We start from the raw sequence: 20752 nt of genomic DNA, 5'->3' as shown, positions 1-20752 counted from the left end.
TAATCTTTTTTATTTATAGCTAACTCTTTAATTGCTTTAATAACCTTTTATTTAATTCCCATAATGCTGTTTTGCTACTATCCCACTTTAAAAGCGTTACTGCTTCCTCAAAGCATAACCATTTATAATTGGAGTGTTCTTTGGATAATGAAATGTTTTTTGTAGAAACTTGAACTCCAAAAGAAAATTCTTTTATTACATAAACATCATCTCCCCAAAGAAATTCTCCAACTACATCTTCTACTGGTAGTGAAGACACAGAATCTAATTCTATATAAGGAAATTCTCTTAAAATACCAGCTTCTTCAAACGCTTCCCGTTTTGCTGATTCAATAGGAGTCTCACCATCTTCTCCACCACCAGCAATTCCTTGCCAATAACCATAATCACTTCGGTTAAAAATAGCGTATTGAATAGTATCTTCAGTTATTATATAAGGAAATATTAATACTTGATATGGCGCTCTCATTGTATAACCTCTTCCTGAAAATAAACTTTAAATAAATATGAATAATTGTTAATTATTATATGGAGTGGGTGTTCTTTTGAATATAAACGCCACGGATAAAATAAAGATTACAGCCTTCAAACTTCCCCAATACGGATATACAGCATGATCTGTTAAACTAGCATATTGAAAGATATTCTCTAAACCGAAAATTCCTATCATGACTGCTAAGAGGAATGAAGTTGATCCATATGTTCCATTGCGATAGAGGATAAATAAGTATATTGCACATGTAAGTGGTACGATGATTTGTAGTAGGATTGCCATGGATTGTCCCCCTAATTTTTATTCTATACTTTTATTATACCAAAAAAATGTAATAAAAAGGTATATAAGTTAATTGATGTTAAACAGAAAACAGACTTGTACGAACAGAGATATTACAACTTCATGTCTATAGTTTTGATACTAATTGAACTACTCTAATCATATTCTTCTATATAAAAGAAATAAAAAAGGGGGGAAGTTAATTGACAAAAATTAAGGTTCGTTTACGGCCCATCGTTCATAACTTAAATTTACCGACTGTAATAAAAACAGCTATACTTCCAGGTGAAACGACCGAAAGGCTATTTATCGCAACTCAATTAGGAGAGGTTTTTTACATAGGAGACGATGCTATAAAGACATTTTTAAATATACGTCACCGAATTATTAAATTAGGTACATTTGAAGAAGGCGTTTCTAGTAGCGGGTATGATGAACGCGGCTTACTAGGACTAGCGTTTCATCCGCAATTTAATCACAATGCCTTATTTTATCTTCATTATTCAGTAGCCGGGACTCAAGGGCCAGGAGCGCTTTCAAAACAATTTAAACCGAATCCTTGTGACGAGAAAACTTTAAACTTAAAGTGGACAAATAGAGATACTCAATATGATCATATCGATACAATTGAAGAATGGATTTTACAATCAAACGGTAAACCTCAAAAAAGAAGAACTTTACTTAATATAAGAAGGCCATTTTTTAATCATAACGGCGTAAACAGCTTAAACTTTTCACCTGAGACTGGAAATCTTGTTTTTACAAATGGAGATGGTGGTTCTGGCTATGATCCGTTTAATTTAAGCCAGGATGATTTAGAAATAGCGGGTAAAATAATTGAAATCGATGTAAGTAGAGATACATTCATAACCAATCCTCCAGTAGTTACACGCTTTAATGAACTTCCTTTATCTATACAAGAAACACTTACAGTCATTGCAAAAGGCGTTCGTAATATTACAGGTATTTCATTTCAAAGGTTTCATAATCAACATATCAAATATGCCGGTAACGTCGGACAAGATATTGTAGAGTCTATTTTTTCTTTTGTTCTATATAAACCAATACCAGTTACCGAAATCGTTCAAACTCATTTAATGAGAGGTACACTTGATCAATATGGATTTATTAATTTTGGGTGGAGAGGATGGGAAGGAGAATTACCAACTTCTTTTATAAGGCACTGTTCTGAGAATCCAACTTTAGATGAGAGAATAATGGCTTATTATAATGAAACTATAGAAACATCAGTGCAGCGTATACAGTCTCTAATTAGTTATTATCATAAAGATTCCAGACCAGATAAATTTGAAGGAACTTCCCTTACTGGAGTTCAGCCGTATATGGGAACTGCCATTTCTAGTTTGACTGGTAGTATTGTGTTTACTGATCTTGCTAAAAAAGAAAAATCGCAGTCTTCAGTAAAAGGTGCGTTAGCTTATTCTAGAGCTGGTACGCACGGTAAACATACTGACTTTCATATTATTGAAACACATTATGATTTCGGTGAGCAGGAAGCTTATTATATGAGTTTAGGAACAAATTTGGATCAAACTAGATTATATTTAGGAGTTTACGGTTCTATGAAAGTAACTGATTTTAACAAAGGTACTATTTTTGAAATCGTTCCTTAACATGATAGACACTCTCGGAATTATTCATTATATAATCGTCCACTGTATAATTAGATATCTTTAGGGGGATTTTGATGAATCACTTTAGAAACTATTGGTATCAACCGATGATCGCGTATGATACCAATTTTGTTCATAATAGAAAGATGACGCCAGCAAAGAGGTTAGTGATTACAGCATTACTCGGTTCACTTGCTGCTATTTTTCAATCTGCAGGCAACTTAATTCCCGGTATTGGGTTATTTATTAGTCCATTTGCGACGCTACCAATCTTTCTAGCTATTTGTTATTCTATTCGCGAGGGAATATTCTCTTATATTTTAACTATTTTCCTGTTATTTATTATTGAGCCAAGTGAACTCATTGTTTTTCCCTTTACTACTGGTTTATTAGGTATAGCGTTAGGAGTATCCTTTATACAATTCAAGAGGAGGATTTTGGTGGTTGCCTTTTCAGCGATATGTCTACTTATAGGTATTATGATCGTTCTTGATATTTTTCGCTTTCCTGTATTAGGTCCTACCGTTCATACAACTTTGGAGATAAAAATTATATTTTCGATATTTATTATGAGCTTTCTATACTGTTGGATTTATGCAGGCTTTTGTAGAATAATGTTGAATAGAGTATATAAAGTATGGACTTAACAATTTCTCATATATTTTCAAAGATTGGAGATTTAATTCGTGTATAACGTTAAAATTAGAAGACCAAATAAAGATGATGTAGATGAATTAAATTTGTTTTTTCGTCTTGTTATTACTCATACATTTAAAAATGAGGGGTTATCACAATTATTGGATGACATAGAAAATGAAATACATACGAAAAAACAGTATTTGGAAAATGATGTGGAGAGTAACGGAGAAAGTCGTTACTTTTTATTAGCAATTGATACAAGTAACGATAAAATCATTGGAACAATTGAAATCGGTCCAGCAAGTACATTGATTCATAGTTGTACAGGTGGTGTTCTTAAAGATTTACATGAAATAGGAACAGTATTTGTATTACCTGAATATCAACGAAATGGCATAGGCAATGTATTGCTAAACGCAATGTATATTACGTTACTTAGCAGAGGGATAACAGAATACTGTTTAGATAGTGGATACAAAAAAGCGCAAAGTATATGGGCGAAGAAGTTTGGAGAACCTAGTTATGTACTGAAGGATTATTGGGGAGAATCAAGTGATCATATGATTTGGAAGAAGAGTTTACATGATACTCCTATAATATTTGAATTATAAAATGAAATATGCCTCTGAACGTAGCTTTTCTTACATATGTATGCTATTATTTATCTTTATAATAAAAGAGGACGTGAATGAACTTGATTAAAATTAATATTCCTGAAGCTGATGTTTCAATTACTGAACGTAAACAAGTTATTAAAGGAGACGAGCCAATAATCACTCCAATTAATGGTTTTATTGATTTCCACTTGTTCCCTAGAGATAAAGGCGGCATTTTTATGTTTTACAATATTAATGACGAACTTCTTTTCGTAGGTAAAGCTCGTAAAATTAGACAACGTATTAAGAAGCATTTTGAAGACAATGTTTCACCAATTAAAAATCATCGTGATGAAGTATACCGCATTGATGCATGTATCGTAGAAGATCCAACAGAAAGAGAAATTTACGAAACATATATCATTAATGAATATAAAGCAAAATATAACGTTGATAAAGTATTCTATAAATAAGTACAAAAAACAATCCCAGTACATAGACTGGGATTGTTTTTTATTTAAATTTAGTCCTCATATTTTTTTCCTATTTTTAAATGATTAGCCACAATAAAACAGCATACCCCTATACATATAAGTACAATTCCAATCGTTTTATGTTTTCCTTCAAAGATAGGAATATCAGAAATAACATTTGTCATACATAACCCTATAAACACAAGGATAGGTCCTATCCATAGTAATACATTGCCGAATTTCGTATGTTGCCACATAATAACCCCCTCACTATTTTTACATATATATCCATAAAATGAAAGTGAATTCATAGAGAAATATAGTTTTTTTCATATCGAAAAATTAACCTTCATATATTGGTACAAGCAAACAAGAAAGGGGACCATCATGAATTGGTTAGAAGCTTTTATATTAGGGATCATACAAGGTTTAACAGAGTTTTTACCGATAAGTAGTACAGGTCATCTTTATTTAGGAAGGCATTTGTTCCAATTAGATGAAGCGGGATTATTTTTAGATACGATGCTTCATATTGGAACTTTACTTGCAGTGTTTATTTATTACAAGAAAGAATTTTTATATTTAATTAATAATCCATTTTCAAAACTCATGCTACTACTTATTGTCGGGACGATACCTGCAGTCGTAATCGGTTTATTATTTAAAGACTTCTTTGAGGATATTTCAAAAACAGGTATTACGATTGGTTGGGAGTTTTTAGTGACAGGATTCTTTCTCTATATGGCGGATAAACAAAAGAATGGTCGTAAAAAAATGGACGACATTACATATAAAGATGCATTTATTATCGGTTCCTTTCAAGCGGCTGCTATTTTTCCGGCAATTTCTCGTTCTGGTATGACAATCGTCGCTGCATTATGGAGGAAGTTAGACCGCGAAACTGCTGCTTACTTTTCTTTTTTATTATCAACACCAGCTATAGTAGGAGCAATTATTTTGCAGTTTGCAGATGTTTTTCAAGGAAAAGCAGAATCTATTTCTAATACATCTTTAATTGTCGGGACGTTATCAGCAGCATTTTTCGGTTACATAGCTGTTTCATGGATGATTCAATACTTAAAACGGCACTCTTTAAAAGTATTCGCGTATTACGTCTGGGGATTAGGCATTATAATTATAACGTTGCAATATACCCATGTGTTTTAATTATAATGGTAAAGAAGTTAATTAGTTTAAGATCCTGTTTCATTCATAAAAAACAGGATCTCTTTTATTAAGGGGGAAAATATGTTTAATAAAGCTATCGTTATTGGCGGAAGTATCGCAGGAAAGCTCGCGGCAAAAGCATTATCAACTGCTTTTAAAGAAGTAATCATTATAGAAGCCGGTGAAAGATGGGATGGAAAGTCCTCGAGAAAAAGAGTCCCACAAAGTAATCATCCTCATGTGTTATTAAAAGGTGGAGAAAAAGCCATTGAGGAATTGTTTCCTAATATTACGAATGAATTAATAGAAGCAGGTAGTGTCGTACATAACTTTACTCGTGATTTAAAATGGCATCAATTTGGTTTATGGAAACAACCATTCACAGGAGAAGTACATATGATTCAACAAAGTAGATTTTTGCTTGAATGGCATATTCAAAAACGAATAGATCAGGTTTCTAATATTACTATTAAATATGAGACATTGATTGAAGGGATATTAATAGATGGAAAACGTAACAAAGTATGTGGAGTAAAAGCAAAATGTTTAGAGACTGGTACACAAGAAGAAATTCAAGCAGATATAGTTGTTGATGCAAGTGGATTCGGTTCAAAAAGTATAGCATGGTTACGTGAATATAATATCGAAGTGCAAGAAGAGAAAGCGCGTATTGATTTATTTTACACAACTAGAATGTTTAAACTTAAAGAAAATGAGAAATTAGATTACTGTAATACGCTAATGTCTCCAAGTTTCCCTGACAATCCGTATGGCGTCCTTATTCAAACGATTGAGGATCATCGTTATTTTGTTACTTTCAGTGGATATGCAAATGAAAAAGCGCCACAAACAGATGAGGAATTTTATAATTTTGCTGAAACTCTATCAATTTCTAATGTGACAGATTTTCTAAATAAAGCAGAAGCAATTTCAAATATCCAAACGTACAAAATCCCATATCAAGTACGTAGGCGATTTGATTTAGTGGATAATCTACCCGAAAGATTGTTAGTAGTTGGGGATGCGCATTGTCGTTTCGATCCTGTTTTCGGTCAAGGTGTTTCAGTTGCTGCTATGGAAACTTACCAATTACAGGTACTTTTACAAAAGAAACAAAAGCTTGATAGTGCATTTACAAACCAGTTTTATAAAGAGACTGCTCATATCATACAAACTCCATGGGAGATGACTACAACGGAGATATCACGTCATCCTCAGTTAAAAAGAGAATTAACGATAAAGCAAAAGTTTCAGCTTTGGTATACGAAACAAATTTATCAACTATCCGCAAGTGACTCTGACGTTTATATTCGATTAGTAAGGGTGATGAATTTAATTCGTAGTCCATTTCACCTATTTCATCCGAAAGTGCTATTTGCTGTATTACTGAAGAAAAAGAAATAGAAGGAAATTAATTGATTGAAAAAGAATATATAACAGTTAGTAGATATAGAAGGAGTAGTCAAGATGAAAATATACATAGAACAATTAAAGAAAAACGATGCTAAGGATTTATTTACGTTTGAACTTACGAATAAATCTTTTTTTGAAACAATGGTACCAAATCGTGGCTCGCAATATTTTGATTTTAAATATTTCCAAAAACTACTAGATGGTTTATTAATAGAACAGGCTGATGGAGATTCTTACTTTTATTTAATTCGTAATGAAGAAAAAGAAATTGTAGGACGAATAAATTTAGTGGATATTGATACAGAAACTCGAAGCAGTTCGCTAGGTTATCGGGTAGGAGAAAAGTTTACTAAAAAAGGCGTTGCAACAGCAGCTGTAAAATTAGTTATAGAAGTAGCGAAAAATAATAAAATTAATGAGATTCATGCTAAAACAACTACTAATAATCTCGCATCACAAAGTGTATTAGAAAAAAGCGGGTTTTCTTCCTATCAAAACGAAGCAGATACAACATCTGTAGAATTAAATGGAGAACATGTGAAATTTGTACATTATATATGGAGAAATACTTCGCGCTTATAATAAGGGGGACTTATTCATGAATGATTTACGTTATCCAATTGGCCAATTTACATACAAACGCCCTATAACTGAAGAAATGATAGATACATGGATTCAAGAAATTGAAGATTTACCAAATGAACTAACAAAGGCTATCAAAGATTTAGATCAGAAGCAGTTAGATACGCCATATCGAGTTGGTGGATGGACGGTTCGTCAAGTAGTCCATCACGTTGTTGATAGCCATATGAACAGCTACATACGTTTTAAATTAGCACTAACAGAAAAGAACCCTACGATTAAACCGTATAAAGAAGAGAAGTGGGCAGAACTACCTGATTCTAAATTACCAGTAGATGTTTCACTAGTAATGTTAGATTCATTACATAAAAGATGGGTTAACCTTTTATATTCTCTAGAACTGGAAGATTTAGAAAAGACATTTAACCATCCAGAAACTGGTGAAACAAAACTTGCTGCTGCAATTGGACTATATGCATGGCACGGACGTCATCATACAGCTCATATCACTTCATTAAGAAAACGACTAAATTGGTAACATGAAGATTACTTTAGAGAATGCGACAGAAAATGATGCAGTAGCTTTATTTCAAATGCAAATAGACTCGTTTACCCCTTTATTAAATAAATATAAAGACTATGAAACAAGTCCAGCAAATGAATCTATTGAAAAAATGATTTTAAGGATAAATAATCCTAGTAATAACTTTTATAAGATTATATTTGATTCGAACCTTGTAGAAGCGATATGCATATTTAAAAAGGAACTACCTTATAAATTTTGGATCAGCCCAATGTTTATTCATCCAAACAATCAAGGGAAAGGAATCGCTCAGCAGGTACTTTTTTTAATTGAAGAGATGTTTCCAAAAGCACGAAGCTTCGAACTTGCTACGATTTTAGAAGAAGAAAGAAATTGTTTTCTATACGAAAAGATGGGATATAAAAGAACAGAAGTAACAAAGAAATTAAATGATAAAACTACACTTGTCTATTACAAAAAAGAAAGGTAAAGCATTCGAAATACACTTTACCTTTTTCTGTCATTTGAGATTAAATATACAAAAATGATGCATATTCTTCCAAAATACTCGGGTTAGTAATTTTACAAATGAATAAACATGCGAAAAGACATTATTTTGTCGTATATGTTACTAACGCTTTTTGAATACTTAAAACACTATCGTCACCTTTAAATTCTTTCGTAATTGGTGTACTCAAACTAGATACCCAAATTTTAAGCTCAGCATCTAAATCAAAATGCCCAGCTGTTTCAATGCTAAATTGTGTAATGCTTTTATAAGGAATAGAATGATACTCTGTTTTTTTACCTGATATTCCTTGTTTATCTACTAAAATAAGACGACGATTTGTAAATACGATTAAATCACGAATTAATTTATAAGCATGCTCAACTTTCTCATCGTCTAGCATAATCTTCTCTAAATCACGTTCTACACTTTCTGTACTAGCATTTGATGCATTTCCTAAAATACCGCTAAATAAACCCATAGGAAATTCCTCCTCCATTATTTGTGGATTGTGTTACTTATATTGTACCATGCAATTTACTAAGAAATTATGACATTACTTTAGTAGTTTCTGGTTATTGTTGCAATTCTTTTTTATAACCTCATCTTAAAATCTTATGCTAACATGTAAGTAAGAAAAAAGAAGCAGAGGGATATGGTATGAAAAATATCGGTTTAGTTTTAGAGGGCGGAGGAATGAAAGGATTATATACTGCGGGAGTACTCGAATATTTTATGGAAAAGAGCTTATATTTTCCTTATGTAGTCGGTGTATCGGCCGGAGCATGTATGGGAGCAACTTATTTATCACGTCAAAAAGGAAGAAATAAAAAAGTAAATACAGAGTTAGTATCTGATCACCGTTATATATCTTATCGAAATTTGATACGAAAACGTGAATTATTCGGAATGGATTTTTTATTTGATGAAGTACCTAATAAAATTGTGCCATTTGATTTTCAAACATTCTTACACTCTAATGAACAGTTTGTTATAGGAACGACTGATTGCGATTCAGGAAAAGCAGTTTATTACAATAAAATAGAACACGGTAATGACATTTTAAAGATCATTCGTGCATCAAGTTCGGTCCCTTTTATAGCGCCTGCTGTAGAATATGATAATCGAAAATTGCTAGATGGAGGGATTATTGATCCTATACCAGTTTTAAAAGCGCAAACTGATGGTTATGAAAAGAACGTCGTTATTATGACAAAGCCAGAAGGATATGAGAAGCGGCGAAATAAGTTTTCTAGGCTAGCTAAAATTTTATATAGAAAATATCCGAATATCGCACAATCTTTAGTAGAACATTATCGTTTTTATAATGAGACGATATCTTATATGGGGCAAATAGGACAAAAAGATAATTTCTATGTTATTCAACCTAGCGTGCAGCTTCCTATAAGTGGAATAGAAAGAAATAAAGAAAAGCTCGTCAATCTATACAATCTCGGCTATACAGATGCTCAATATCATTATGAAAAATTATTAAGGTGGATAGAGAAATAAAGGGGTGGAAAGTTGCTATTAGATAAGAAGGTTATTTTTAATGAATTGCAGAAAATGTATAGTCCGCTACAAAAACCGTTTCCGTATCGTGCTTCAGCAAATAAAGTGGCTAAGGAAATCGTTTTTTGAATGGTTTCCGCAATATCGTTTTATTGAAACGGAAATTGTGAAGTATCTCATTTTGTATAGAGATTTCATGAATTATGAGAAGTCTAGGAAACCATTACTATATTATCTTACTGAATAAAAATAAAAACGTACAAGTTATACTGCTTGTGCGTTTTTTGTTCATAAAAAAGTCAATATTTATACCTTGTTTATATAGGGATTTTAATGTGCAAAAAGAAGTATTTATAGAATAAAGTAAGGGAGGAGAGGCGTTTAGCGATTGTTTTCCTTTAATGCATTGTCCTACTCGAATATCGTTAGTAATTTATGTTAAAATATTTCGAGTGAAATTAAGACAGGAGGGACAACATTAACATGGAAAATGTATCAAATATAGATAAATTGGAATCAATAAAATCTTTACAATCAACAATTCGTAAACTTGAAAATGCACTATCACAAATGACTCAAAAAGGTGCAAATACTACATTAGTAAAAAAACGACTTAAAGCAGTTTGCGTAGGGTTAGCAGTACTAGAAAATATTTGGAATCAAGAAAGTCACCAGTATAATCATGAAGAGCTAGCAGAGGCTCGTAATATCCTTGCTTGTTTGCTCCCATCAATTGAGAGGGCCTATGATAAGTCTAAAGCTGAAAGTCCTCAAAGAACACTTTTAACAAGACGGATTAAAGCGTTGGAACTTTCTATTCAGGCAATTGATAAACTTTCTAATAAATAACTCATCTACATACATAACATCCTAATCCTAAATTCTATAAAAGCAATCTAATGAAAAGAAATGCAAAGGAGGAAGATAGGCGACTTCAATAATTAGTCCTAAGTTAGAGGAGCTTAATAATCAATTAAAGAATGGAAATGAGAAAGCTTTGTATACTTTTTTTCATGAAATAAAGTTGAATTATACGCCACTAATAGAACAATGTCCTGTAGAAAGTCAGTATAAGCTTATAACGTATATTTGGTTAGGGGATCGAAAAACTAAAAACGTTTATGTATTCGGTAGTGTACCTGGTTGGGATCTGTCTGTAAATCAACTACAACGGTTGTTACAGACAGATATTTGGTATGTAACGTTTCGGACGGATAAGAGTTTTATTTCAACGTACTATTTTTCAGTAAACGATGTTTTCGAAAATGATTGGATAAAGCGTAGTGAACAGTATCAATTAGACCAATTTAATGGAAATACATTTGGAGAAGGTACCAATAAAGCGTCTTTGTTAAACATAGGAATGGAGGTGCAGTATAGCAGTCGTTTTCCTTCAAAGCATTATCCATCCGGAAAAATTGAAACATATTCTTTTCATAGCACAATTTTAAATAACACACGTAAAATTCATATTTATACGCCTCATGATTATTCTCACACTTCACATCTTCAAGAACTTCTCATTGTATTTGATGGAAATTCATTCATTAATAACCTTTCAATCGCAAAAACACTCAATTATTTAATTTACGAAAAAGAAATCCCATCTTGTATTTTGTATTGCTGTTGCTATAGATCCAGTTAATCGGCTAGAAGAGCTAACTTATAACGATAAAATGAATACATTTTTAACGGAGGAATTACTTCCGTGGATTCAGGCGAAGTATCATGTGCATCAAGAAGCAAAACATACAACAATTGCTGGTTTCAGTCTTGGTGGCTTAGTAGCTTGTTATGCAACGCTTCAAAATCCACACATTTTCGGGAACGTGCTGTCAATGTCTGGATCCGTTCATTGGAAAAAAGATGGGTATGAAAATAAAATTCCTTGGATTGAAAATCAAATTTCATCTATAGATTCAAATGCGACGTAACCTCATTTTTATATAGCAGCAGGAGAACTTGAAAACAAACCTCTTTTAACGGCTAATAGACGTCTGTATAAAGCTTTAAAAGAAAAGGAATACCAAATTACTTATGAAGAGTTTCAAGGCGGCCATAACGGTGTTTGGTGGCGAGAAAAGTTATTTGATAGGTTGAAAGCTTTAAAACTTACAAAAACACACTATAAAACAAAAAGGAGAGAGAATCTATGAATCAAGAAGAACTAGATAAAAAACTAAAAAAGCAAGAGATTTTAGTAAAAGATGAGAAAGTTTGGACCTTTACGTATGAGGACCATATTAGTTCTATCGTGAAAGAAGCAGAAAAGAAAGGGTCTTTTGATAATTTACCTGGTAAAGGGAAACCTCTAAATCTAGATAAAGATCTTTCGTACAATCCTGAAAAGCAACTGTATAGAACTTTGAAAAATAATCATGTATTACCTAGGTGGATTGAGCTTTCAAAGGAAATTGATGATTTAAAAGAAAAGCTAAAAGAAAATACAAATACTGCAGAATCAGCGAATTTAATTCGAACTATTAATAAAAAGGTTTTAGAACATAATTTACTTTGTCCACCAAGTGCGCAAAAAACGAGGGTAAAAACGGATTTTTAACGATTTTTAATGCAGCTATCTTTTGCTATATAATTAAGTAAGGCATTTTCAATTCATTATTAAAGGGAGGCAAATGCAATGAAGAATACGTATCAACTTCAAATTCCGAAAAAAGCTAGAGCAGTATCGTAGTATTTTAGAAGAAAGTGTGAAACCGTATATAAACGTGTCTGGAACATTAGCAGAGACAACGCTTTTTGAGAGTAAGTTTGGTGGTTATCCGTATTTACCTATAGATCAAGAGCATCCTAAAGATTCAAATGGACAACCTATGATGTTACTTGCGCAGCTAAACTTTGAAGAAATACCGCATGTTGAATATATGCCTCAGGAGGGAATGTTACAGTTTTTTGTAAGTGCTGATGATGAGCTTTATGGAGCCGATTTTGACCATCCAACAATACAAAAAGACTTTCGAATTATTTATCATTCTACAATTATAAAAGATTTAAATAAGGTAATTACTGAGTTTAGTTATTTAAACACTTTAGAATTAGAGGACTTTATCATACCTGAAGCAGCGAAATTAAAGTTTGAATTAGGTTATCAACCAGTAACATCAAGGGATTATCGATTTGAAAAGATGTTTAGTGAGGAAATTGATTGGGAAGAAATTGTTGATGAAGAAAATAATACAGAATTAGGCGAACTGTATGATGATTTATGTAAAGATCAAGGGCATAAAATTGGTGGTTATCCATTTTTCACACAGACAGATCCAAGAGAATGGGAAGAAAAATACCAGCAATATGATGTATTATTGCTGCAAATTGATACAGATGATTCATTAAATATTATGTGGGGAGATTCCGGTGTTGCTAATTTCTTTATAAAGAAAGACGATTTATTAAATCTAGATTTTTCCAATGTTATTTATAATTGGGATTGTTATTAAAAATATATAAATGAAATACTAGCAAGCTAAAAAATCTTCCTGAAGGTGAGGAAGATTTTTTTATGTTAAAAATAAACGTTATGTTAACTAGAATAAAGAACGGTAAGTACAATAAAAGTCAAGCATAAATGACAGAAATAACAATAAATAATCTAAAGTTATAAAACGTGTGTAAATAGCAATATAAATTTATTAAGTAAAACATAAAATGAATTTAATAATTTATATTTTGTATAGAAATAATTTTTCTGTATAAAAAATTTCTTGTCGATCAAAAATGTTTTTGATTCTTTAAAGCTTAATTAATAATCGTTTAAAATTCACTGTGATGGATTTATAACAAAAAAAATGATAAAAACTGTAGAAATTCGTTTAGATAAGATTTTGTCTGAATCTCACTAAAAATCTCTGTTCCGTCTCATTAAGTATAGTTTACTTGGGTTTTGATACCTGATATCGCTTTTTTCTGTAACTACCTATAATATATATTATGTTAACTAACTTAAAATAATAAACTTATTATAAGTTAGTTTTGGTAATTAGCCTCCCCTCGTTCTTTTTAATCATTCTGTGGATGGGTTGTTTAGTTGTTTGTTGTTTGTTGTTTTATAAGTTGTTGATGAAAATGTCTCCAGATATAAATTATATTTAGACAATAAAAAATGCAATTCGTTTTAAATGAACGCATTAAACGAATTGCATTGATATGATTACGAATAAGTTTTTAAAATTAGTTTGCTACAGCAATTGCTTCAATTTCAATTAATAAGTTATCGTTAATTAACTTTTTAACTTCTACAGCTGAACTTGCTGGTGGATTTTTAGTATCAATGTATTGATCTCGTATATCTCTAACAATGGCCATTTGAGAAATATCTGTTAAGAAAAATGTTAATTTTACTACATCGTTAAATTTTAATTCCGAAGTTTTTAATGCACTTTTGATGTTTTCGAATACTTGTCGCGTTTGTATAGCTAAATCGCCAACACAAACTATTTGACCCTCAGTATTAATCGCTACTTGTCCAGATATGTAAATTGTTCGTTTAGCGTTACTAACTTCGACTACATGCGAGTATCCAAAAGTTGGTGGCATTGTTTCTGGATTGATAAATTTCTTTTGCAAGATTCTTCTCTCCTTTTTTATCAAATTAATTGTAAAATCTATGTATTTGTTATATTCAATAAATAAAATTAAGAATACTTTATGATTTGAAAATAAAAACCTTAGAATAGCTACCTTCATACCTATTCTAAGGTTTTTTAGAGTTTTATATTTAGTTATCGCTAGTGGACATTGTTAAATTAATCTTTTCATAATCTCTTTTAAATTGATTATCATTTTTTAACCAACGTTTGAAAGCCGATTCGCTTATTTCTAAATTTGAACAAGTTGTAGAATTACATTTATTTTTCATATATTCTTTAAGGAAAATTTGTTTCCTTTGTTTAACGGCAGTTTGAGTTTGTTTTAATTTTCGATCTTGTAATTGGTCTAAACTCAGACTTTCTTTCTGAAACACTTCATATTTTCTATGCAAATAAATATCTTTGTCTTTATAAATCCAATTTGAAAATAGTTGTATTGATTTTCTCCCGGTTAAAATGACGCGATGATGTTTATTTTGATTTAGTAAATCGGCTGATAAATTTTGATTTTGTAGTATTTGATGTAAAGAATTCATAAAAGTATATGATCCTCCTACAAAACTGACTGTATACGTTTCATACTTGACATAACCATCCCCATCAAAATATCCACGAACAAAATGATGTAAATATTCTTCAGGCACGAATGGGAATTTGATATTTAATGATTTACATGGCATGATTCGATGTATATTCATAAGGTCGTCTTTTATTGTTTTGCTATTAATGTTTAGCATATATACGCCTGTTTTTTTATTTTGATACAGTGGCTGTTTTGTGTTTAGTTCTTGTTTTATATCTTCTAAAATGTAACTTTCTTTTTGAGATATACTGACACATTGATTTTCTTTTTGTATGACACCATCTGCTGCTATAAATCCTAAAATATAAGCCATGTTATTTGACCATGTTTTAAAATAATCTTCTGATATGTCATACTTCCTCTTCCAACTCCCTATAGCGCGCCTTGGAACGTTATTGTCAGTTAAAACCATACGAATATACCTAGCAGACACATTGGCAAGCGTAGCTATTTCTGAGGTACTCTTCCCTTCTGCATATAGCTTTGTTATTTCAGATTTTGATAGTTTACATTTTGATTTCTTTTTTCTCTCTGCTTTCATTTAGTTACTCTCCTTTCTTTTATTATTAAGAGATGTATTTACTTCTATAACATACAATGAAACGTATGTTCTTTGTTGCGTATAAGAGGGAATTTACTAAATTAAAACATTTTACATTTACTTCATATTAGTTTGATCTGCTGCTGTTTAATTTGCGTTTTATATATGAGAATAATGAATTTGACAAATTTATGAAATGTACTGCATTTAAGATGAAAGGTAAAATGATTTCGTTTAAACTACAATTAGCTACAATAACAACATACGTATATTGTTAAACGTAAAAAGGAGAACGAATGAAAAAGAAATATATAAATCAAATTCATACTGATGTAAGTTTTAAACCGAAAGATATTATAGGTTTAATGACTGATTACTTTAAAATGAAAACTAAGCTGCGTCCTATAAAGAATTTACCTGTTGTTTTATCGGATAAAAATAATGAGTCTTTAGAGTGTGTGACATGGTTTGGGCACTCTGCTTCGCTATTAAAAATAGAAGGTAAAACATTGTTATTAGACCCGATGTTTGGAGATGCCTCTTCCCCATTTCCCCTGTTTAATAGTAAACGTTATAGTGATGCTTTTTCTTTAGAACGTGAAGACCTTCAAGAAATTGATGCGATTATCATTTCTCATAATCACTATGACCATTTAAATTACAAGAGTATTATGCAGTTAAAAGATCGTGCAAAACACTTTTATGTCCCAACTGGAGTTGCACAATATTTAATTAAATGGGGCGTTTCACCTAGTAAAATTAGTGAGCATAATTGGTGGGACGAAATTACGTTTGATACTATAAAATTAGTTTGTGCACCTGCAAGGCATTTCTCTGGACGGAGTATAACAGATAGAGATTGTTCGTTATGGTGTTCATGGCTTATTTTAGGGAAAGAGACAAAAGTTTTCTTTAGTGGTGATAGCGGTTATGCTCCTCACTTTAAGGAGATTGGTGATAAGTACGGTCCATTCGATCTTACGTTAATGGAATGCGGGCAATATGATCCGAGGTGGTCTGCTATTCATATGTTGCCTGAAGAAACGGTACAAGCTCATATTGCTGTTAAAGGAGAACTCCTTCTTCCAATTCATTGGGGGGCTTTTACATTAGCATTACACGAATGGAGTGACCCGATAGAACGTGTTACGAAAGAAGCTAAGCGTTTAGAAGTTAAAATTACAACGCCTCAAATTGGCGAATCTATTACGTTAAAATCTACAGACTATCCATCATCAGCTTGGTGGAGAGAAATTTAATTATAAATAAAAATGAGCGAACTCCCTTATAAGGAATTCGCTCTTCTTCTGTATTTAAACTTATTTCACTATATTTGCTTTCCCGCTATCTAAAATTCTATTTGTTGGTACACTGGACATTTCAATCACTGTATTCATACTCTTATCAGTTAGTTCAATGAGTTCGTTTTCGTGATTGATTTTCTGTAAATCCCACACCATTCCACTGAACACGTTATGCTGTCCACTTACACTTAATATATTTTTCGTTTTACTGGATGGCTGTATTTGTAGATTTGTAAATTGATTACCACTAATTTCATTTGGCGTAGTTACATTACTATCCATATAAATCATATTTACACAATCTTCAAGTGAAAAGTTCATAAAACGATTGGCATTTATCCAAGCATAACCAGATTGCGGTTTCTTAGCTACTAATTTTAGCCCCGTTTCCATTCCTACAACTTTAACGTTTTCAAAATTAACAAACGAAATTTCATTTTCTTTTCCAACCGAGTATAAAGAAATTCCGGTACCTTTATTTGTTTCTGTCCAATTAATAATATTTATATCTTTTATTTGTGTCTTGTGCCAAGTGTTATAATACTTATTTTTGCCATCTAAATATATAACTTCAGAATTAAATGTAGGATCGTCTATAGCTATATAGGCCCCTTCAATTGATGAGTTTTTTTCTAATTCTATTACTCTAAAATTACCTTCGATAACAAATTGTGTTCCATAACCAAATAATAACTTTACACCTTGTTTCACTACAATTGGTGAGGTGATTTTGTACTTCTTATCATCCAGCAATACCGTTTTCGTTTTACTAGATTCTGCTTTATTGATAGCAGATTGTATTTTATTTGAATCATTTTTACCTTTAAAGTCTTCTACATACACTTTATCATTTTTAGCTACACTATCTTTTTTTGTGTATTGATAAAAAGCAAAAGTAATTAAAACTACAGCTATGAGTAAAATAATTATTTTCTTCATTACCCTCATCCTCATATAAATTTTCTTCTTAGCTACTCTTCGAATAATTTAAATGATAATTATTTTGCTGTGTATGATAGATTACAATTCCTGCTTTTTATAATTGAATTATATTATCTATAGAACTGTCCTGCTTAGCCAATTCTTCATTCCTATAATCTATTAATTTATGATTAGATAAAACAAAATTGTGCTCTAATATTAATTCATTATGGAGTACTTCATATAAAAATTTTGGTATCATCTCTCCTACGCCGTAATTATAGTCGCTTAACATCCAAGAAATCTCTTTCCAATCTAAAATTCCTTCTGATACTTTTTTTGGAGTTTGATATGTAAATTCATTAAGTAGCTCTATTAGATAAACATACATACCGCCAGAATATGAAGAGTCCTCCCATTTAATAATGCCTTTAAATTGGCGTAACTTCTATATTAGTCTCTTCTTTTATTTCACGAATTGCATTCTCTAAAGGTGTTTCTCCCTTTTCTATCTTTCCCCCTACCCCATTCCACAATCCTTTTACAGGGTCATATTCTCTATTTAACATAAGTATCTCTTCATTTCTCTTTATAAAACATAGAGTGTGCTTGTACATAATGTAAATCCTTCCTTTGTTATGAATAAGTTCTTACTGGAGATATAAGATGTACTGCTGCAGCTGCAGATTGTGTCCCTGCTTCAATTAATATCGGTCTCATAGAACCGCTGAAACTTAAAGTAACCGTTTCTTCTTTTATTGCCTTTAAAGCATCTAACATAAATCGTCCATCGAAAGATATATTTAATTGTTTTTCACCTTGAATCGCATCTACTTGTTGTGTCTCATATATTTTTCCAATCTGAGAAGCGTTAGACGAAACTTTAATTGTAGATTCGTTTACAATTTCTAAGTTAACATTGTTATTTGCCCATTCACTTGCTAATAAGCTTGATCGATCTACTCCTTGTAAAATCCTTTTTCTATCTATGTTAATGACTGTTTGAAAGTCATTTGGAATTAAATTAGATATATTAGGATATTTCCCTTCAATTAGTCTTGAATATAATGCAGTTGTGCCGAATGTAAAAATAATGTGACTTTCTGAAAGATAGATGTATACGAATTCTGAATTACTACTCATTAATTTTAGCAGTTCACTAATAGTTGCACTTGGTACGATACAACTTGCTTTCGTATCTGTAGCAATTATCATTTCGCGTATAGCAAGTCTATGAGAATCAGTTGCTACGCAAATTAATTTATTATGATCTAACTCTAAATGAACACCGGTAAGAACAGGTCTAGATTCATTTTTAGCTACCGCAAAGACAGTTTGTTTAAACACTTCAATCAATTGTTCTGTTTCTATTTGTACTTTTGCATGATCGTTTATAAGTGGTACATTCGGAAACTCGTATGTTGGAAGTCCATTTAAGTTTAATGTAATTTCTTCTGACTGTATCGTAATGATTTGCTCATCCTTACTTTTTATTGTTACATCACTTGGCATTTTCTTTATAATTTCAATAAAATATTTTGCAGGTACTACTATAGTTCCTGCTTTTAATATAGTTGTTATTCGGTCGTCTTCAGTAGAACTAGGGATGAATTTTTCAATGAAAATGTTTGAATTACTTGCGATTAAAGTAATTCCGGATTGATCTGCAGTTATCTTTATACCGGAAAGTATAGGGATTATAGCTTTCGTAGATATAGCCTTACTTACTTCTGAAAGTGCTTGAATGAACTGTTTATGATTAACGATAAACTCCATTTTTCCCCCGCCTTACATAATATGATAATTTTATGAAGATTGATGAATGATTGTTCCGTTAAAAAAGTAAGGTACTGTTTCTTTCCTTTGTAATGTATTTAATAATTGTTCTGGTATACGTAAATGTGGTGCTGCTTTATGTAATTCCATCCAAGTAATCTCTTCTATTTCTTTTGGTCTTGATATATTTGTTTCCCCGCCAATTATTTCCCCTAAAAAATTAAAGAAAATTGCATGGTGTCCTCTCTCTTCAAAAAAAGCTTCGCTAATGTAACAAATACCGTTTACAGTTATATGTAGTCCAATTTCTTCTTTCACTTCTCGAATAACTGCCTCTTCTAACGTTTCCCCAAATTTAACTGCGCCACCTGGTAATGTGTAATAAGAACCATTCTTTCCTTTGTTTTTTACCATTAAGATCTTTTCATTTGTTTTATCGTATAAAAGTGCATATGTAACATTTACTTTTTTCATCTAAATCCACCTTCAATAATAAGAATTTTCTGCCTTTGTTACATTCTACCATTTAATCGTTTTAAAATATAAAAAAGTTAATTGAGTATTTCATTTATCTGCGCTTAGTAAAGGTAATAATCGATATCTCTTCGTTACTAAATAAAAAAGAACGTATTTTGAAAGTAATTATTCAACGTACGCTCTTTATACTTTGATAAATTCATTTTTGGATTCTATATAATTTCTAACCTTTTTTCTAAATAGTATCGATTGTGCCCTTTAGGGTGATCTTCACTTACTCCAATTACTTTATATCCATGCTTTTTATAAAACGCAGGTGCCTGAAAGCTAAAAGTATCTAAATTGATTAGCCTACACTCTTTTTCAATTGCAAATTCTTCAATAAGTTTTAATAACTTGCTTCCGTAGCCTTCGTGTCTATATTCTTCAGAAACCCAAAGGAAATCGACATGTACGTGATGCCAAAATGTAATTGCAGTTATTCCGCCTACAATTTCTTCCTTTTCACTTCTCACTATAAAACTAATTTTTTCTGAAGGCTTTCTCTCTTCATCCGAAATATGTTTTTGGTTATATTCAATTACTTTTTCTCTTATGTAATCACTGTCTTCCTGGATCCATTGTTTTACTATTTTCATTGTAATTATCACGCTCCTTTTAAAGTATCTATTCAATTTAATAATCGTAATATCCTGTCTAACTTAATAGTCGTCATTTCACTAAT

22 protein-coding genes and 5 pseudogenes are annotated in these 20752 nt (G+C 31.4%); 16 read left to right on the top strand and 11 right to left on the bottom strand.

From position 1 onward, the window contains the following. Positions 1 to 19: 19 nt before the first annotated feature. Complete coding sequence (locus AC3WVA_RS13400) at positions 20 to 469, bottom strand: NUDIX hydrolase (protein WP_195756383.1); 450 nt, start codon at positions 467 to 469, stop codon at positions 20 to 22. Between the two features lie 48 nt (positions 470 to 517). Then, positions 518 to 775 carry a hypothetical protein gene (locus tag AC3WVA_RS13395; RefSeq protein WP_098344411.1) on the bottom strand — a complete coding sequence of 86 codons (258 nt, stop codon included), beginning with the start codon at positions 773 to 775 and terminating at the stop codon, positions 518 to 520. A 203-nt stretch (positions 776 to 978) separates the two neighbouring features. On the opposite strand from AC3WVA_RS13395, the gene AC3WVA_RS13390 reads away from it, so the two are divergent. The 4 genes from AC3WVA_RS13390 to AC3WVA_RS13375 all read left to right on the top strand — a co-directional run bounded on the left by AC3WVA_RS13390 (position 979) and on the right by AC3WVA_RS13375 (position 4117). Continuing rightward, positions 979 to 2409: a PQQ-dependent sugar dehydrogenase gene (locus AC3WVA_RS13390; protein ID WP_492321993.1), complete on the top strand. Its 1431-nt coding sequence runs from the start codon at positions 979 to 981 to the stop codon at positions 2407 to 2409. 74 nt (positions 2410 to 2483) lie between these two features. Beyond that, positions 2484 to 3056 carry a YybS family protein gene (locus tag AC3WVA_RS13385; protein ID WP_098520668.1) on the top strand — a complete coding sequence of 191 codons (573 nt, stop codon included), beginning with the start codon at positions 2484 to 2486 and terminating at the stop codon, positions 3054 to 3056. A gap of 39 nt (positions 3057 to 3095) precedes the next feature. Further along, positions 3096 to 3659 carry a GNAT family N-acetyltransferase gene (locus AC3WVA_RS13380; protein ID WP_098520667.1) on the top strand — a complete coding sequence of 188 codons (564 nt, stop codon included), beginning with the start codon at positions 3096 to 3098 and terminating at the stop codon, positions 3657 to 3659. 77 nt (positions 3660 to 3736) lie between these two features. Further along, entirely contained in the window at positions 3737 to 4117 is a 381-nt protein-coding gene (locus AC3WVA_RS13375) for a nucleotide excision repair endonuclease (RefSeq protein WP_001048941.1), read from the top strand. 50 nt (positions 4118 to 4167) lie between these two features. Here AC3WVA_RS13375 and AC3WVA_RS13370 read toward each other — a convergent pair whose 3' ends face one another. Then, the gene (locus AC3WVA_RS13370; protein ID WP_098520666.1) at positions 4168 to 4374 is read right to left on the bottom strand and encodes a hypothetical protein; all 207 of its coding nucleotides are present in this window, start codon (positions 4372 to 4374) and stop codon (positions 4168 to 4170) included. Between the two features lie 130 nt (positions 4375 to 4504). Between AC3WVA_RS13370 and AC3WVA_RS13365 the strand changes: the two genes are divergently transcribed. From AC3WVA_RS13365 to AC3WVA_RS13345, 5 genes and pseudogenes are all read left to right on the top strand, one after another. Next, complete coding sequence (locus AC3WVA_RS13365; RefSeq protein ID WP_098520665.1) at positions 4505 to 5284, top strand: undecaprenyl-diphosphate phosphatase; 780 nt, start codon at positions 4505 to 4507, stop codon at positions 5282 to 5284. A gap of 81 nt (positions 5285 to 5365) precedes the next feature. After that, positions 5366 to 6688 carry an FAD-dependent oxidoreductase gene (locus tag AC3WVA_RS13360; protein WP_098520664.1) on the top strand — a complete coding sequence of 441 codons (1323 nt, stop codon included), beginning with the start codon at positions 5366 to 5368 and terminating at the stop codon, positions 6686 to 6688. Positions 6689 to 6751: 63 nt separating this feature from the next. Beyond that, a complete protein-coding gene (locus tag AC3WVA_RS13355; RefSeq protein WP_098344414.1) occupies positions 6752 to 7279 on the top strand; it encodes a GNAT family N-acetyltransferase in 528 nt (175 codons plus the stop codon). A 16-nt stretch (positions 7280 to 7295) separates the two neighbouring features. Beyond that, positions 7296 to 7817, top strand: coding sequence for a YfiT family bacillithiol transferase (locus AC3WVA_RS13350; RefSeq protein ID WP_017561595.1), 522 nt, complete (start codon positions 7296 to 7298; stop codon positions 7815 to 7817). 1 nt (position 7818) lies between these two features. Continuing rightward, a pseudogene (locus tag AC3WVA_RS13345) lies at positions 7819 to 8292 on the top strand (GNAT family N-acetyltransferase); the annotation flags it as partial. Between the two features lie 121 nt (positions 8293 to 8413). On the opposite strand, the gene AC3WVA_RS13340 reads toward AC3WVA_RS13345, so the two are convergent. Then, a complete protein-coding gene (locus tag AC3WVA_RS13340; protein WP_000522465.1) occupies positions 8414 to 8791 on the bottom strand; it encodes a PH domain-containing protein in 378 nt (125 codons plus the stop codon). Positions 8792 to 8970: 179 nt separating this feature from the next. On the opposite strand from AC3WVA_RS13340, the gene AC3WVA_RS13335 reads away from it, so the two are divergent. The 6 genes and pseudogenes from AC3WVA_RS13335 to AC3WVA_RS13310 all read left to right on the top strand — a co-directional run bounded on the left by AC3WVA_RS13335 (position 8971) and on the right by AC3WVA_RS13310 (position 13277). Next, positions 8971 to 9822: a patatin-like phospholipase family protein gene (locus AC3WVA_RS13335; protein WP_098520662.1), complete on the top strand. Its 852-nt coding sequence runs from the start codon at positions 8971 to 8973 to the stop codon at positions 9820 to 9822. A gap of 12 nt (positions 9823 to 9834) precedes the next feature. Then, a pseudogene (locus AC3WVA_RS13330) lies at positions 9835 to 10069 on the top strand (YxiJ family protein). A gap of 236 nt (positions 10070 to 10305) precedes the next feature. After that, the gene (locus AC3WVA_RS13325) at positions 10306 to 10671 is read left to right on the top strand and encodes a hypothetical protein (protein ID WP_098344418.1); all 366 of its coding nucleotides are present in this window, start codon (positions 10306 to 10308) and stop codon (positions 10669 to 10671) included. 88 nt (positions 10672 to 10759) lie between these two features. Continuing rightward, a pseudogene (locus AC3WVA_RS13320) lies at positions 10760 to 11978 on the top strand (alpha/beta hydrolase-fold protein). Next, a complete protein-coding gene (locus AC3WVA_RS13315; protein ID WP_048525741.1) occupies positions 11975 to 12382 on the top strand; it encodes a DnaJ family domain-containing protein in 408 nt (135 codons plus the stop codon). Before AC3WVA_RS13320 ends, AC3WVA_RS13315 begins: the two are co-directional and overlap by 4 nt. Positions 12383 to 12460: 78 nt before the next feature. After that, positions 12461 to 13277 (top strand): annotated as a pseudogene (locus tag AC3WVA_RS13310) (YwqG family protein). A gap of 730 nt (positions 13278 to 14007) precedes the next feature. Here AC3WVA_RS13310 and AC3WVA_RS13305 read toward each other — a convergent pair. After that, positions 14008 to 14403, bottom strand: a complete 396-nt coding sequence (locus AC3WVA_RS13305) for a RidA family protein (RefSeq protein ID WP_492321992.1) — start codon at positions 14401 to 14403, stop codon at positions 14008 to 14010. A gap of 151 nt (positions 14404 to 14554) precedes the next feature. Then, positions 14555 to 15550 carry an LAGLIDADG family homing endonuclease gene (locus tag AC3WVA_RS13300; protein ID WP_098520660.1) on the bottom strand — a complete coding sequence of 332 codons (996 nt, stop codon included), beginning with the start codon at positions 15548 to 15550 and terminating at the stop codon, positions 14555 to 14557. 296 nt (positions 15551 to 15846) lie between these two features. Between AC3WVA_RS13300 and AC3WVA_RS13295 the strand changes: the two genes are divergently transcribed. After that, positions 15847 to 16809 carry an MBL fold metallo-hydrolase gene (locus AC3WVA_RS13295; RefSeq protein WP_098344422.1) on the top strand — a complete coding sequence of 321 codons (963 nt, stop codon included), beginning with the start codon at positions 15847 to 15849 and terminating at the stop codon, positions 16807 to 16809. A gap of 60 nt (positions 16810 to 16869) precedes the next feature. On the opposite strand, the gene AC3WVA_RS13290 is transcribed toward AC3WVA_RS13295, so the two are convergent. From AC3WVA_RS13290 to AC3WVA_RS13270, 5 genes and pseudogenes are all read right to left on the bottom strand, one after another. Continuing rightward, the gene (locus tag AC3WVA_RS13290) at positions 16870 to 17808 is read right to left on the bottom strand and encodes a pectate lyase family protein (protein ID WP_098344423.1); all 939 of its coding nucleotides are present in this window, start codon (positions 17806 to 17808) and stop codon (positions 16870 to 16872) included. An 82-nt stretch (positions 17809 to 17890) separates the two neighbouring features. Further along, a pseudogene (locus AC3WVA_RS13285) lies at positions 17891 to 18392 on the bottom strand (NUDIX hydrolase). A gap of 19 nt (positions 18393 to 18411) precedes the next feature. Then, entirely contained in the window at positions 18412 to 19551 is a 1140-nt protein-coding gene (dnaN, locus tag AC3WVA_RS13280; protein WP_492321991.1) for a DNA polymerase III subunit beta, read from the bottom strand. A 30-nt stretch (positions 19552 to 19581) separates the two neighbouring features. After that, complete coding sequence (locus tag AC3WVA_RS13275; protein WP_492321990.1) at positions 19582 to 20025, bottom strand: NUDIX hydrolase; 444 nt, start codon at positions 20023 to 20025, stop codon at positions 19582 to 19584. A 215-nt stretch (positions 20026 to 20240) separates the two neighbouring features. Further along, positions 20241 to 20666, bottom strand: coding sequence for a GNAT family N-acetyltransferase (locus AC3WVA_RS13270; RefSeq protein WP_098344426.1), 426 nt, complete (start codon positions 20664 to 20666; stop codon positions 20241 to 20243). Positions 20667 to 20752 lie beyond the last annotated feature (86 nt).

Source organism: Bacillus sp. EB106-04-02-XG92 (assembly GCF_058791995.1).
The sequence above is the reverse complement of the archived record's forward strand: the minus strand, read 5'-3'. Positions and strand labels throughout refer to the sequence as shown.

What these genes read in the sequence shown, in the direction of transcription:
- AC3WVA_RS13400 (WP_195756383.1), bottom strand. Translation starts at nt 469, where the DNA reads ATGAGAGCGCCATATCAAGTATTAATATTTCCTTATATAATAACTGAA.
- AC3WVA_RS13395 (WP_098344411.1), bottom strand. Translation starts at nt 775, where the DNA reads ATGGCAATCCTACTACAAATCATCGTACCACTTACATGTGCAATATAC.
- AC3WVA_RS13385 (WP_098520668.1), top strand. Translation starts at nt 2,484, where the DNA reads ATGAATCACTTTAGAAACTATTGGTATCAACCGATGATCGCGTATGAT.
- AC3WVA_RS13375 (WP_001048941.1), top strand. Translation starts at nt 3,737, where the DNA reads ATGAACTTGATTAAAATTAATATTCCTGAAGCTGATGTTTCAATTACT.
- AC3WVA_RS13370 (WP_098520666.1), bottom strand. Translation starts at nt 4,374, where the DNA reads ATGTGGCAACATACGAAATTCGGCAATGTATTACTATGGATAGGACCT.
- AC3WVA_RS13365 (WP_098520665.1), top strand. Translation starts at nt 4,505, where the DNA reads ATGAATTGGTTAGAAGCTTTTATATTAGGGATCATACAAGGTTTAACA.
- AC3WVA_RS13360 (WP_098520664.1), top strand. Translation starts at nt 5,366, where the DNA reads ATGTTTAATAAAGCTATCGTTATTGGCGGAAGTATCGCAGGAAAGCTC.
- AC3WVA_RS13355 (WP_098344414.1), top strand. Translation starts at nt 6,752, where the DNA reads ATGAAAATATACATAGAACAATTAAAGAAAAACGATGCTAAGGATTTA.
- AC3WVA_RS13350 (WP_017561595.1), top strand. Translation starts at nt 7,296, where the DNA reads ATGAATGATTTACGTTATCCAATTGGCCAATTTACATACAAACGCCCT.
- AC3WVA_RS13340 (WP_000522465.1), bottom strand. Translation starts at nt 8,791, where the DNA reads ATGGGTTTATTTAGCGGTATTTTAGGAAATGCATCAAATGCTAGTACA.
- AC3WVA_RS13335 (WP_098520662.1), top strand. Translation starts at nt 8,971, where the DNA reads ATGAAAAATATCGGTTTAGTTTTAGAGGGCGGAGGAATGAAAGGATTA.
- AC3WVA_RS13325 (WP_098344418.1), top strand. Translation starts at nt 10,306, where the DNA reads ATGGAAAATGTATCAAATATAGATAAATTGGAATCAATAAAATCTTTA.
- AC3WVA_RS13315 (WP_048525741.1), top strand. Translation starts at nt 11,975, where the DNA reads ATGAATCAAGAAGAACTAGATAAAAAACTAAAAAAGCAAGAGATTTTA.
- AC3WVA_RS13300 (WP_098520660.1), bottom strand. Translation starts at nt 15,550, where the DNA reads ATGAAAGCAGAGAGAAAAAAGAAATCAAAATGTAAACTATCAAAATCT.
- AC3WVA_RS13295 (WP_098344422.1), top strand. Translation starts at nt 15,847, where the DNA reads ATGAAAAAGAAATATATAAATCAAATTCATACTGATGTAAGTTTTAAA.
- AC3WVA_RS13290 (WP_098344423.1), bottom strand. Translation starts at nt 17,808, where the DNA reads ATGAGGATGAGGGTAATGAAGAAAATAATTATTTTACTCATAGCTGTA.
- dnaN (WP_492321991.1), bottom strand. Translation starts at nt 19,551, where the DNA reads ATGGAGTTTATCGTTAATCATAAACAGTTCATTCAAGCACTTTCAGAA.
- AC3WVA_RS13275 (WP_492321990.1), bottom strand. Translation starts at nt 20,025, where the DNA reads ATGAAAAAAGTAAATGTTACATATGCACTTTTATACGATAAAACAAAT.
- AC3WVA_RS13270 (WP_098344426.1), bottom strand. Translation starts at nt 20,666, where the DNA reads ATGAAAATAGTAAAACAATGGATCCAGGAAGACAGTGATTACATAAGA.